This is a genomic window from Methanoculleus sp. UBA208, from assembly GCF_002498065.1.
Classification (GTDB): domain Archaea; phylum Halobacteriota; class Methanomicrobia; order Methanomicrobiales; family Methanoculleaceae; genus Methanoculleus.
In genome coordinates, this window is sequence record NZ_DAFZ01000014.1 from 1 (window position 1) to 12,934 (window position 12,934).

At 62.9% G+C, this 12,934-nt stretch carries 10 protein-coding genes; 2 read left to right on the plus strand and 8 right to left on the minus strand.

From position 1 onward, the window contains the following. Positions 1–165: 165 nt before the first annotated feature. The 8 genes from BRA62_RS00915 to BRA62_RS00950 form a co-directional block, all read right to left on the minus strand. Positions 166–2,313 carry a bi-domain-containing oxidoreductase gene (locus BRA62_RS00915; protein ID WP_292364177.1) on the minus strand — a complete coding sequence of 716 codons (2,148 nt, stop codon included), beginning with the start codon at positions 2,311–2,313 and terminating at the stop codon, positions 166–168. Then, complete coding sequence (locus tag BRA62_RS00920; protein ID WP_292364178.1) at positions 2,310–3,500, minus strand: prenyltransferase/squalene oxidase repeat-containing protein; 1,191 nt, start codon at positions 3,498–3,500, stop codon at positions 2,310–2,312. The genes BRA62_RS00915 and BRA62_RS00920 overlap by 4 nt, the downstream gene beginning before the upstream one ends. After that, positions 3,485–4,693, minus strand: a complete 1,209-nt coding sequence (locus tag BRA62_RS00925; protein ID WP_292364179.1) for a glycosyltransferase family 4 protein — start codon at positions 4,691–4,693, stop codon at positions 3,485–3,487. The genes BRA62_RS00920 and BRA62_RS00925 overlap by 16 nt, the downstream gene beginning before the upstream one ends. A gap of 70 nt (positions 4,694–4,763) precedes the next feature. Then, positions 4,764–6,143 carry a nucleotide sugar dehydrogenase gene (locus BRA62_RS00930; RefSeq protein ID WP_349680529.1) on the minus strand — a complete coding sequence of 460 codons (1,380 nt, stop codon included), beginning with the start codon at positions 6,141–6,143 and terminating at the stop codon, positions 4,764–4,766. Between the two features lie 13 nt (positions 6,144–6,156). Then, entirely contained in the window at positions 6,157–7,236 is a 1,080-nt protein-coding gene (gene wecB, locus BRA62_RS00935; RefSeq protein ID WP_292364181.1) for a non-hydrolyzing UDP-N-acetylglucosamine 2-epimerase, read from the minus strand. Between the two features lie 38 nt (positions 7,237–7,274). Next, a complete protein-coding gene (locus BRA62_RS00940) occupies positions 7,275–8,192 on the minus strand; it encodes a glycosyltransferase family 2 protein (RefSeq protein ID WP_292364182.1) in 918 nt (305 codons plus the stop codon). 646 nt (positions 8,193–8,838) lie between these two features. Next, a complete protein-coding gene (gene truA, locus BRA62_RS00945; RefSeq protein WP_292364183.1) occupies positions 8,839–9,645 on the minus strand; it encodes a tRNA pseudouridine(38-40) synthase TruA in 807 nt (268 codons plus the stop codon). Continuing rightward, entirely contained in the window at positions 9,642–10,307 is a 666-nt protein-coding gene (locus BRA62_RS00950; RefSeq protein ID WP_292364184.1) for a PHP domain-containing protein, read from the minus strand. The genes truA and BRA62_RS00950 overlap by 4 nt, the downstream gene beginning before the upstream one ends. Positions 10,308–10,351: 44 nt before the next feature. On the opposite strand from BRA62_RS00950, the gene BRA62_RS00955 reads away from it, so the two are divergent. Further along, positions 10,352–11,776 (plus strand): dihydropteroate synthase-like protein, encoded by a 1,425-nt coding sequence (locus tag BRA62_RS00955; RefSeq protein WP_292364185.1) that lies wholly within the window; start codon positions 10,352–10,354, stop codon positions 11,774–11,776. A gap of 253 nt (positions 11,777–12,029) precedes the next feature. After that, on the plus strand, positions 12,030–12,934 hold a 905-nt coding region (locus BRA62_RS00960), incomplete at its 3' end, for a fasciclin domain-containing protein (RefSeq protein WP_292364186.1).

Sequence of the window (12,934 nt, forward strand, 5' to 3'; positions counted from 1 at the left end):
GAAGAACTTCGTTCTTCTCGAGCTCCTGCCCTACGGCCAGTCGCTCTCCCCAATGGCGATAAACGATGCGTGCCCCTTTCCCGACAGGGGCTTTTTGGGACGGCTTCGCTATCAAGGCCGTAAAGGGGCCCGTCCTTAGACATCGCAAAAATTGGTTGGACTGTTTCACAACCCGACCCGCCCGGGATCGATCTCCCCGGGCACCCCGGTATCGATCGACTCCCATGCCGCAAACGTCGCGAGCGTCGTCGCGACACTGCCGGCGAAGTCCGGCTCCTCGCCCTTCACGAACGCCAGGAGCTCCTCGGCAAACCCTTTCTCCTGGGCGAGCCACCGCCTCTCCCTTGCTGCCTTTCCGTCCCGCCGGAGCTCGAGGTCGCGGAAGTCGGTGATCCTCCCGACGGCGTTGTCGCAGAAGACCTCGACCGTCTCTTTGGCGTAGGAGCGGTCGCCGAGCGTCGTGTAGGTGACGGTGCCGAGCGACCCGTCGTCGAAGGTCAGGGTTGCCTGGAAGTTGTCGTACTTCCGGAGGGTCCCGGTCGGCTCGATGGCCCGGGCGTAGACCTGGACCGGCCGTGCTCCGGTGATGTACTGCATGAAGTCGATGAAGTGGCAGCACTCCGATATCAGCATGCCGCCGCCCTGCTCGTCGTCGTGCACCCAGTGCCCGGGCGGGATCTGTCCGGCGTTGACGCGGTAGTGCAGGACCATCGGTGTCGCCCTGTTCCCGAAGAACTCCTTCATCCTCCGCGAGAGCGGAGAGTGGCGCCGGTTGAACCCGACCGTCAGCCGCTGCCCGGCCTCCTTCCACGCCGCGACGATCTGACGGAGCCCGTCGATATCGGTTGCGAGCGGCTTTTCTACGAAGACGTCTTTTCCGGCACGCAATGCGTCGATCGCCATGGGCGCGTGGAGGTCGTTTCGAGTCGCAATCATCACCGCGTCGATGTCGGGGTCCTCGAGGATCCTGTGGTAGTCGGTGGTGCAGTAGGCGAACCCGTACTTCTTCGCCACCGCGTGCGCCGAGAGCCCCGTCGCGGTCGCGAGGCCCCCGAGGTTCACCGGGAGTCCCGTCAGGTGGGGGTAGAGGGCGCTCTGGGCGTGGACTCCGGCACCGATGCACCCGAGCGTCCGGGCCCCGGCCGGAACCTTTCGCCTCCGTGCCCCGGGCTCCGGGAGGCGGGTGACGGTGCCGGAGGCGCCCGAACCGTTCGGACTGTACTGCAGGAGGACCCCGATAAACCGCTCTTTTCCGGTGTTGATGAGGTTGTAGGCTTCCGGCGCCTCCTCGAGCGGGAAGGTGTGGGTGATCAGGCGATCGAGGTCGATCCTCTTCTGCCGCACCAGTTCCAGGAACGCCTCCATGTTCCTCCGCTCCGTCCACCGGACGTAGATGGGGTAGTCGATCCCCCGCTCCTCGTAGTTCCGGTCGTAGCGGCCGGGGCCGTAGGACCGGGAGACGACGACTTCCGCCTCCTTCTCGTAAAAGACATCCCGGGGCACGTTCATCCCTATGTTCCCGACGACCACAACCCTGCCCTTATCCCTGACTAGGCGGCCGGCGGCCTCGATGGGGGCGCTCGACCGGGTGGCCGCGGTGATGACGACCGCGTCCGCGCCGAACGGCGAGAAGGCGTTCATCCTCTCGGCGAGGCCGTCGTAGTTCGAGACGACGTCGGCACCGAGGCTTGTTGCGAGCGCAAGTTTCTCCCGGTCGATATCGATCCCGATCACCCGGCACCCCGCGGCTTTGAGGATCTGCACGGTTAAAAGCCCGATCAGCCCGAGCCCGATCACCGCGACGTTCTCGCCCACCGCTATTCTCGCGTTCCGGACACCGTGCATCGCGATCGACCCGACGGTCGTGAACGCCGCTTCCTTAAAGCCGACGCCGTCGGGGATCCTGACGCAGAGGTTCTTCGGGACCGCGACGTATTCGGCGTGCACCGCGTACCCGGCCCCGGCGCAGGCGACGCGGTCGCCGACCTCGAAGTCGTCGGATCCGGTCGTCACAACGGTGCCCGCACAACTGTAGCCGAGCGGTTCCGGTTTTGCAAGGCGGCTCATCGCCTGCTGGTATGCCGAGAGGGGGCCGTCCGTCCCGACCTTCTGGAGAACTTTCTTCACGTCGTCGGGCCGGGCTTTCGCCTTGCCGACGAGCGACTGCTGTGCGAGGTTGATCAGCGACGACTCCGTGCCGGCGCTGATGAGGGAGTAGGCGTTCTCGACGACGACCCCCCTCGTTACGGCGGGAACGGGGACGTTCTCCACCTGAATAGACCCTGACTGCAGGTCGAGTAATACCTGTTTCATGCATGTTCCCCCCATACTCCCGACTGGCTGAGACAGTCGAGCATCTCCGATGTCATGAAGAGATCGGGGTAGTTGTTCGACGGTTCCACGGTCGACGTCCGGATCCCGAGCAGCCGGCAGAGCGCCTCAAAAGACTGCGTCTCCGCGGTCCTGCCGTAACGCCTGCGGGCTATCTCGCGGTACATGCCGTAGCCGAACCGGAACGCCCGGTGCCGTAGCGGATACCTCCCGAGCGACGCCGTCTTTGCTGCCGTGGCGACGGACGGGACGAGATCGATCCAGGCCCCCGGCTCCCACCGGGGGGCGAGCCCCTGCACGTTCTTATCGAGCCAATCAAGGCAGAGGTCGGCGTGCTCCCGGTACCGGTCGTCCGTCCGGGAGGCATAGACAAAGGAGGCCTGGGCGAACGCGTACGCCCCGGAAAGGTAGTAGGCGAAGGACAGCCCGCTCTTCGACCAGTCGAACCGTCCGTCGGGGCGCTGGGCATCTGCGAGCCACCGGGCACCTTTCGCGAGGCTTTCGTCAATTCGGTCGTCGTGGAGCACGTCGTTTATCTTCGCCAGGTAGTACATCGTCACCCCCTGGTAGTGCACGCAGGGGAGTTTGAAGACGTACGGGTAGGTCCCCTTATCGACGGCGTAGGGGTAGACGCCGCATTTACACTGGTGACGGACGATGTTCTCCACCGCCCGCAGCGCCGCCGCCCGGGCGCCCTCGTCGCCGTAGCGCTCCGCATACCGGGCAAGGAACGCCCCGCAGGATGCGTCGACGTTCAGGTGGTCGGCGGTATATCCCGAGGACTTCAGGAAGCAGCCCGGTTTCCTTTCGGATGCGACAACGAAGTCCCGGGCCTTCCGGAGCACCTCTTCGTGCGGGTACCGGTCCGCCGCCTCCAGGAGCGCGTCGCCGATAAACGCGGTGATCAGTGCCGAAGGCTCGTTGTAGTTGACATGGATCTCGTTGTAGGACCCGTCCGGGTTCTGGCATGCCGCGACATAGTTCAGGATCGGGCCCACGAGCGGGTCCCCGCCCGACCGGAGCATCGCTTTGCAGACCTCGGCGTGCACGCGGTTCCGGATGATGCCGAAGACCGGGTCGCGGATGTACGCGGCCTCGCCGTCGTCGACGGCGAGTTCGCGGACCTCCCCGGTAACCCGGGAAAGAAGCGTTGTCAGGCGCCCGTCCATGTCATCCTCTCGATATACTGCTTCAGTTTCAGGGCGACCGATCGCCGGTCGTAGTGCTCCGCGACGTACTCCCGGCCCCGGCGGCCCATCTCCTCCATCCTCTCCGGGTCGTCTAGGAGCGCCGAGAGCGTCGCGGCGATCGCTTCCGGGGTGTTATCGGCGATGACCCCCCCGCCCGACTCCTTTGCAAGATGGGCAATCTCGCCGCTTCCGCAGCCGACGAAGGGTATCCCGCACGCCATGTACTCGTAAGCCTTGGTGGGGGCGGCGTACTCGAGGTTCTCGAGCCTCTTTAAGGGCGCCACCCCCACGAGCGATTCGGAGAGCAGCCTCGGGATCTCCTCACGCGGAAGAGTGCCCGTAAAGACGATCGAGTCGGTCAGGCTCTCCGCTTTCACCAGCTTCTCGAGGTGTTTCCTCGTATCACCGTCGCCGACGATGAGGAACTTCAGGTTGTAGGTGCCGTTCATCGACTTGACGGCGAGGGCCACCTTATCGAGGTCCTGGGCATGTCCGACGTTGCCGGCGTAGACAATCTGCCGCTTCTTTTCGCCGTTCGTGGGGCGGAAGAAGTCGGTGTTGACACCGTTCGGGATCAGCTCCATCGGGGCCGTGACCCGGTAGCGCGACGAGATCCTCCGCCCGAGCTCTTCCGTCGTGACCCCGACGAGATCCGCCTGCGAAAGGCACATCTGCTCGAACCTCCGGCTCATCCTCTCGTAGATGCTCCCCTCCCGGATGAAACCGAGACTTATCGATGCGTCGATCCAGAGGTCGCGGATGTCAAGGATCCACTTCACGCGTGACGTCCGTTTCAGGACATACCCGGGGATCCCGGTGAAGAGGGGCGGTGACGACGTGACGATCGCATCGAACCGGCTCCGGGCGGTAAGGAGCCAGAGTGCGGCGTGGAGCGGGAAGAGGAGGTAGTAGGCCATCCTGCTTGCAAACCCAGGGTCCCCCGAGCCCGGCTGCCAGGTCCAGAGATGTACAACCCGGATTCCGTCGACCTCCTGCACGTCCGACCGTTTCCAGGTGCGGGGGAACGAGCCGGTGGGAAACGTGGGGTGCGGCGCGAGCACGGTCACGCCGATGCCCAGTTTTGCAAGATGCACGGCGGTATCATATATGCGCGATGCGTTTCCTGACTTTTCTGGTGGAAAATGTTGTGATACGATGCATACCTGTTTCATGCAACTCCTCGTGATATCTGGATGCTGTTGCCGGAGGCCGGCCGGTCCTTTCCCTGTCAAGGTGCGGTGGCTAAAGGAAATCCTCCCGCCCGTTCGGAGAGAGCAGGGAAATGGACGGCGGTGATGGGGATGCGATCGAACGCGCAGCGCCTGCGGGATACAGGCTTGCGGGGGCCGTGATCTCATCCAGCGGCGCCTGCTGCACCGACGAACCGTCACCCAGCACGCGGACGGCAAAACCCTGTCCGGTCCACTTCTCGTGGTCAAGGATGTTGCGGGCGTCGATGACGAACTTCGTTCTCATCCGAAGCGCTGCCGGTTCGATCGTGCGGAAGCAGTCATGATCGGTTAGGATAACGATACAGTCGCTCCCGGCCGCTGCGTCCCGGGCGTCCATGAGGGGGTGCGGGAATTCCGCCACGTGCGGATCGTGGCATCTGATGGCATACCCCTCGTTTTCGGCGAGCTGGATGAATTTAAATGCCGGGCTCTCCCGCGTGTCGCCGATATTGCCCTTGTAGGCGACACCGAAGATGCTGATCGTCGGGTTTCTGATGCCGGAAAGCAGGCTGCGGGTGACGTGCAGAACATAATTCGGCATGGAATCGTTGACTTCCCGCGCCGTGGAGACCATTTTGCACCGCGTTGAGTTCTCGGTCAGGAACCAGGGGTCGATGGCGATGCAGTGACCCCCGACGCCCGGGCCGGGGTTGAGGACGGTGACCCGGGGGTGCTTGTTCGCAAGGGCGATGGCCTCCCAGACATTGATCCCGCACTCCTCCGCGAGCTGGGCGAACTCGTTCGCGAGCGCGATGTTCACGTCGCGGCAGGTGTTCTCCATCAACTTGACGAACTCCGCTGTCCGCGCATCAGTCTGGTATATCTGCCCGCGAACGAAGGTCTGGTAGATCGAGGTCGCCCGGTCGGTGGAGTCCCGGTCGTATCCGCCGATGATGCGGCTGTTGCCCGCCATCTCCTGCAGGGTCCGCCCCGGGATTGCCCGCTCGGGACAGTGGGCGTACAGGAAGTCTCCGACGGCGAAACCGCTCTTCTCGAGTCTCGGGATGACGACCCGTTCGCTGGTTCCGGGCGGGACGGTCGATTCGAGGATAACCAGGTTTCCCCCGGCAAGGTGGGGGGCGATCATGTCGGCTGCTTTCTTGACGTACGAAAGGTTCGAGACCTTTGTTGCCGGATCCAGGGGTGTCGGCACGGCAATCAGGAAGACGTCCGCGGCCTCGGGCTGGGTCCTCGCGCAAAACCGCTCTTTAGCCTCGCGATACAGATCCTCCAGCCCCGGTTCCCTGAACGGCAGGTTCCCGTGGTTCAGACTGTCCACCACATCTTGCTTCACGTCGACGCCTACAACATCCGCTCCGTGAGCCGCAAACAGCAGTGCGGTCGGCAATCCTATGTATCCTAATCCCATCACGCAAATCTTCATGTGCATCTTCCTTGAACTGTCATTGGGACCGTGCGGCCGCACAGACCATGACAATCATTTTTCCGGCGATTCCGTCACCGTAGGGGTTCTTCCAGCCGGACTTCCAGGCAGCTATCGAGCGGACCCCTTCAAGGATCTTCCCTGAGTCGGCCCCCACGAGGATGTTCGATCCGACATCCAGCGTCTCGGGCCGCTCCGTGTCGTAGCGCATCGTAGCACAGGGGACGCCGAGAACGCAGGTCTCTTCCTGGACGCCGCCGGAATCGGTCAGCACGAGTTTCGCCTGCGACTCCAGCTGCAGGAACTCCAGGAACCCGAAGGGTTTGGTAAGGTTCAACCCGTCGACACCGATGCCCAGTTCCTTAATCCTTTTCTCGGTCCTCGGGTGGACCGGGAAGACGACCGGCAGGGAGAACTCTTTCTGCACCCCCTCAAGCCCTTTCAAGATCTCTTTGAGCCGTGTCCGGTTGTCCACGTTCTCCTGCCGGTGGGCGGTGACGAGGAAGTACTCACGGGGCTCGAGGTCGAGGTCTTTTAAAACGTTGCTTTTTTTCTTCGATAGGTCGAGGTTCTGGTATATCGCATCGACGACGGTGTTGCCGGTCACGCAGATCTTCCGGTCCACGATGCCCTCCGCGAGGAGGTTCTTCCGGGCGCTCTCTGTCGGGGCAAAGAGATAGTCCGAGATATGATCGGTGAGCACCCGGTTGATCTCCTCGGGCATCCAGCGGTTGAAACTCCGGAGACCCGCTTCGATGTGCCCCACCCGCACATGCAGTTTCGATGCCGCGAGGGCCCCGGCCATGACGGTGTTCGTGTCCCCCTGCACCAGGACGACGTCGGGCGACTCCTTTTCGAGGACGTCCTCGACACCGGTCATGATCTTCGCCGTCTGGCCGGCGTGAGTCCCGGAACCCACATCGAGGCTGTATTCCGGGTCCGGAAGTTCAAGCTCCTCGAAGAAGAGCCGGTCCATCTCGTAGGAGTAGTGCTGCCCGGTATGAAGGATAAAGTAATCAATACTCCTGCGTTCGCACTCCCTGATGACGGGAGACATCTTGATGATCTCCGGCCGTGTGCCGAGTATCACTCCGATCATTCTACACCTCTCCTCTGCATCGTGCCTTTCACCCCTGCTCACTCCCGCATCCTTGCAATGAGGGCAAGCATCAGGCCCAGCATGAGTGCGACGGTTCCCGGGATCAGGAGGAACGATGCAAGCATGCCCTGTTCGATCGGGACGAGGCCCGTTTCACTGAATCCCTGGAGGAACTGAAGCAGGAAAAAGATCCCGGCAAGCATCGCGGCGAGCCCCGGCAGCCCGATGTGCAGGAGAGGCCTCTTCTCCACGGCGAGCCAGAATATCGATCCGAGCACCTCTATTCCGTGAGACAGGGGATCCTTCGTGGATGTGTCAAAGTTTCCGTATTTGCAGTTAATCGGCGTCTCCCCGATACGCAGGTGCTTCTCCTGAGCGATCCGGAGCATCTCGGATTCGGTCGAGAAGTCATCTTTTCGCAACGCGCCGAACATCGACTCGATGGTTTTCCTGTTCAGTGCCCGAAAGCCGCATTGTGAGTCTGTTATCGAACTGCCGGTGCTGGAGGCGATATCGAGCACTGCCCGGCCGAACCGCCGGTAGAAGGGCATCTGGCCGAAGGCCCGAAAGCCGATGACGAGGTCGGCGGTATCGGCGAGGATCGGCTCGACCAGGAGAGGGATCTCCCCGGGGTTGTGCTGGCCGTCTCCATCCATGAGGACCAGACAGTCGTAGTTGTGATCGACCGCATACTTGAGGGCGCTTTTTATCCCCTGCCCTTTCCCTTTCCGGGTTCCGTGCGAGATGACGGTCGCCCCGGCATCCCGGGCGACCTTCACGGTGTTGTCCGTGCACCCGTCATCGATCACCAGAACCTCGTCGACGTGCTGCCGGGCCCGGAGAACGACGGAACCGATCGCAACCTCCTCATCGAAACATGGGATCGCCGCAAGCGTCCTCACCGTGCCCGGCCGGCGGGACGGGATGGCGGCAGCCTCGGCGGTCTCGCTCGCCATCCGCCGTTTCCCCGGAACCGTCGGCGTCCGTAGAGGATTGATCTGCTCCTGGGCCTCATAACGGAGGGCAGGGACGTCTATCGGGCTCTCCTGTCCGATGCTCCGGGGTACGTGCCGTTCAACCCATCTGTCTCTCTCTGCATCTATGTACTGCGGCAATGGCACAGTTGTTTCTTCGGCGAACAACCCCTCTACATGAGCGGGTGGCCTCGCCCGAACCGGATCCTTGTCGTACATCCGCTTTCCCCTCTTGACGTACTGAAACGGGACTGTGCTGGCATATATTAATAGGTTATTATTAAACCTGAATCCTTAACTATTTCAAAAATGGATCTAATTTGATTAACAAATGTGCGCTCAAAACTGTATCTGGGTATTTAAGCATTTTGGATTGGGGAAGGGGGTCGGTTATCCCGCGGTATGAATGGATAAAGGATCCATATGTTACGATTCCGGCAGTGTTCGGTCTTATCGGGTATCGTCATCCGGAAGCGTTAAGTCCAGAAGCCCTGGATGGTGGGTAGAATGCCCGATTTCTCCTGCCGCACCGCGTTTGGAAGATCTATTGCCTGCGGCCTGATCCTTTCGAAAACAGAGATAATAATGTGGGTCTGTTTCCCTATCCTTTCTGAGCCAGATTGCCGTATCAGAAAGTTTTATATTGGGGTGTGTCCGGCGCAAGGCGTGCAGCCACCTCCGCCATGACGGCGTGGTAGCGATGGCGGTCGGCAAGGTGCCGGCGGCTCTTTTCGTCGATCGAGAGTGGCGTAAAGGAGACTCCGCAATCGATATCCCAGAGGACCAGTCCCTCGGGAGGGGCCGCAGGGATTCTCTGCTCCGTCGGATCTCTAAGGAGCCGTGTAATCTCCCCGGCGCCGGCGTCGCCCCTTCCCACCCGTTCGAGCGCCGTCGCCATGCACCGGACCATATTCCAGAGGAAACTCTCCCCCGTCACCTCGAAGACTGCAAACGGCCCGTCTTCAAAGACCCGTGCAGCAAGGATCGTCCTCTCCGGGTTCCGGTCGCCGACGCGGGCGAACGAGGAGAAGCCGTGCCGCCCGAGGAACTCCTGCGCCGCTTCGTGCATGGCGGCGGTGTTGTCCGGGGCGAAGAAATAGTAGCGGTAGGTCCTCGATGCGGCGCTGTACCGGGGGTGGAACCCGCCCGGCACCCCGGCCCACGCCGTACACCAGATGTCGGCCGGGAGCACCTCGTTCAGCGCTTCGATCGCCCGTTCCGGCTTACCTGTCCGGAACGAGCAGACCTGGCCTCGGGCGTGCACCCCGCGATCGGTGCGGCCGGCGGTGACGAAGTTGGCCTCCCGCCAGTCGTCGAAGAGCCCGAGAATCCTGCAGGCCTCGATGAACTCGCCCTCCACGGTGCGGAGCCCCGGCTGCATCTGCGAGCCGAAGAAACGGTCCCCGAAATATGAGAAGCGGAATGCCAGATTCATTGATGTACCGTTCGCCGAATTCTACGGAGAGCGCCCCTGATGGACTGGCGGGTGTAGGTGTGGAGCGGGGTCATCCTTCCTCCCGCCATCGTCCGCCCTCCCCGGATCGCGGCGAGGATGGAGGCCGCATCCGGTTCGGCCGCGACGTAGGTTACCCCGAACCCGACGTAACGCGCGTTGTGGGCGTCGCTCCCGGCAACGCCGGGTTTTCCGAATCTCCGTGCGATGACTGCGGCTTTCCGGTTCGCCGACCCGGTGATGTAGCGGCTGTTGAAGACTTCCACAGCGTCCACCGCTCCGATACCGGCCGCGAGTCTTCTCCCGACGCCATGGCGCCAGCGGTGGTAGGGGTGGGGGAGAATGAGGAGAGCGCCCCGGGTGCGGGCCAGGGCGACGGTCTCGAAGAAGTCGAGACCCTTCGGGAGGGGTTCGGTGACCCCGAGAGCGAGCAGGTGGCCCTGTCTTGTCGATATCTCGGTGCCCGGGATCACGGTCACGGGGGTGTCGCACTCGAGGGCGTAGCGGGCGCCTTCCACCGTGTCGTGGTCGGTGATCGCAATGGCGTCGAGGCCGACCGCCTCCGCTCGCCGGAGGATCTCCTCCACGCTACTCTCTCCGTCCTTGGAGAACCTTGTGTGGACATGCAGGTCGCACCGCAGCATGAGATCAGATTATTTGTCATCCTCTGAATAATAAGTAAAGTGTTATGCGCATTCTCCTCCCGACCGGATCGGCAACGGCCGGAATCGTGAAGACGGCGGCTGAGCGTTTCGGCGACCGCTACGAGATAGATGTGGTGATCACCGGCGATATCGCGTCGTTTCTCGCCCCCGGCGAACTCCGGAGGCTGCTTTCAGGCGGTGACTACGACACGGCGATCGTCTCCGGGATGTGCACCGCATCCTTCGCCGATGTCGAGCGCGAGACCGGCGTCCCGGTCTACCGAGGCCCGCGGCATGCGGCCGATCTCCCGCTGGTCCTTTCGGTGCTGGATCGTGTCCGGCTCTCAAAGACCGTCCCCGCCGACGAGTTCCTCGCACAGACGCGGCGTGAGGAGGCCTGCCGGCAGGTGGCGCTCCGGGAAGCGGAGGCAGAGGCGGAGTTCATCATCCGGGGCGTGAAAATCGGCGGGGGTTCGAGGATGAAGGTGCTCGCGGAGATCATGGACGCGCACAGGCGCGACGATCTCCTTGCCGACGTCCGGCGGTTCTTTGCCGACGGGGCCGATATCGTCGACCTGGGGTTCGGGTTCGACGCGACCCCCGCCGACGTGAAGAGGTGTTTTTCGCCCCTCGCAAAGGTCGAAGGCCCTCTCGCCGTCGATACGCAGGACCCCGCCCTCATCGCAGCGGCGCTCTCCCGCGCCGACCTGGTGCTCTCCCTGCACGAGGGAAACATCCCCGTCGTCGGTGAGGCGGTCGCAAAAGCCGGGGCGGCCGCGGTCGTGGTGCCGCGTGAGCGGACGCTTCAGGAGAACCTTGCCGCCGCCGAGAATGCCGGGATCCGCTGCCTGATCGCCGACCCCCTTCTCCAGCCGGTGGGGTCCGGGCTCGTCGATTCACTCGCCGGGTTTTCGGAGGCTCCGCGTCCGCTCTTCTTCGGGGCCGGCAACGTCGCGGAACTGCTGGACGCTGATTCGCCCGGGGCGAACGCGCTGCTCGCGGGGATGGCGCACGAAGTCGGGGCCGCCGTCGTCTTCACGAGCGAGCACAGCGACAAGACAACCGGATCGGTTGCGGAGATGCGGCGGGCGACAGAGATGATGGCCCTCGTGACCGATCGCCCGTATCCCAAAGACCTGGGGCTCGACCTCCTGATCCTGAAGGAGAAACGGCGACGGCGCGAACCTCCGCTGGAGTATGGCAGCATCATGGATGCGCATCCCGTGCCGGACGAGATCGTCTACGACCCCCTCGGGTGCATCCGCATCGGGATCGAGGGGGGTTTTATCGTCGCGGTTCATAAGGATCGTGCTGTTCGGGGAAAGTGCTGGGAAGACGTCTTTTACACGCTTCTTGCAAACGCAAGCCTCTCCCGGCTCGACCACGCCGCTTACCTTGGAAAAGAGCTCTTCAAAGCGGAACTCGCCATCCGGTACGGGAGGAGTTTCGAACAGGACGGGCCGTTCTGAACGGCCCGCTCCCATAAATTTTTCTCGATAGAGGGGCCGGCCCGGTCCCCGGGATTTGGCTCTCAGGGGACATAATAATATTTATATATTTATGAGATTATTTTCCGGCCCGTGGCAGCGGCGAGCGGTGCCGAACCGCTCGGGCAGGTATCCCCGGTATCGTGAACCCCCGGAGGCAGGAAGTGCGTTCGGGGCCCGACTCCGGGATGCCGGCCGTTCTCCCTGCCATGGTTCATAAACGTGGTGAGACTGCATGAGAAGGAATCCAACCATACTCGGGCTCGTAGCGGCCCTGGCAATCGGACTCGTTGCCCTGCCGGTTCTCGCGGCGACCGCCGATGTCGAGATACGCGGCGGTGCGTACATCCCCGCCTCGCTCACGGTCGAGGGCAATACAACGGTAACCTGGACGAACTACGGTGAGGTAAGCCATACCGTCACCAGCACGGGTGGGCTCTTCGACTCCGGGCCGATCGAAGAGAACGAGACGTTCGAACACGCGTTCAACGACACGGGGACATACCCGTACGGCTGTACGCTCAACGCCTCGACGCAACGGACACCCATGCAGGGTGTCGTCATCGTCGTCCCGGAGGGGATGATGGTCGCTCCGGCCGGGAACGTGACCCCCGGGGAAGAGCCGGCGAACATGACGCTGGCCGACCTGGTCGCGGAGAATGAAGACCTGGCCTCATTTGCGGGCGCAGTCGAGGATGCGGGACTCACGCGGACGGTGCTCGCTACCGGGGGGCCGTATACGGTCTTTGCCCCGGACAACGCCGCCTTTGAGGCTCTCGGCAACGAGACCCTTGCCGGACTCTCGAACGATACAGAGACGCTTGATGCCCTGCTCATGCACCATGTGGTGAGGGGGAACTATACCGCAGAAGATCTGGTGATGGAGGCAAACGGCACCGGAAACGAGACGGTTCTTGAGACGCTCGCCGGGGACAACCTCACCGTCGGGGCGGCAGACGGCGACCTCACGATAGGGAACGCGAGCATTGTTGCATCCGATATCACGGCCGACAACGGCATCGTCCACATCATCGACACGGTTCTCGTGCCGCCGGGGCTCGTGCTGTCGGGGAATGCGACTCCGGCCGGGAACGAGACCGCCGAGGCAAACGTCACCATCGTTGAACCCATGGAGGGCGC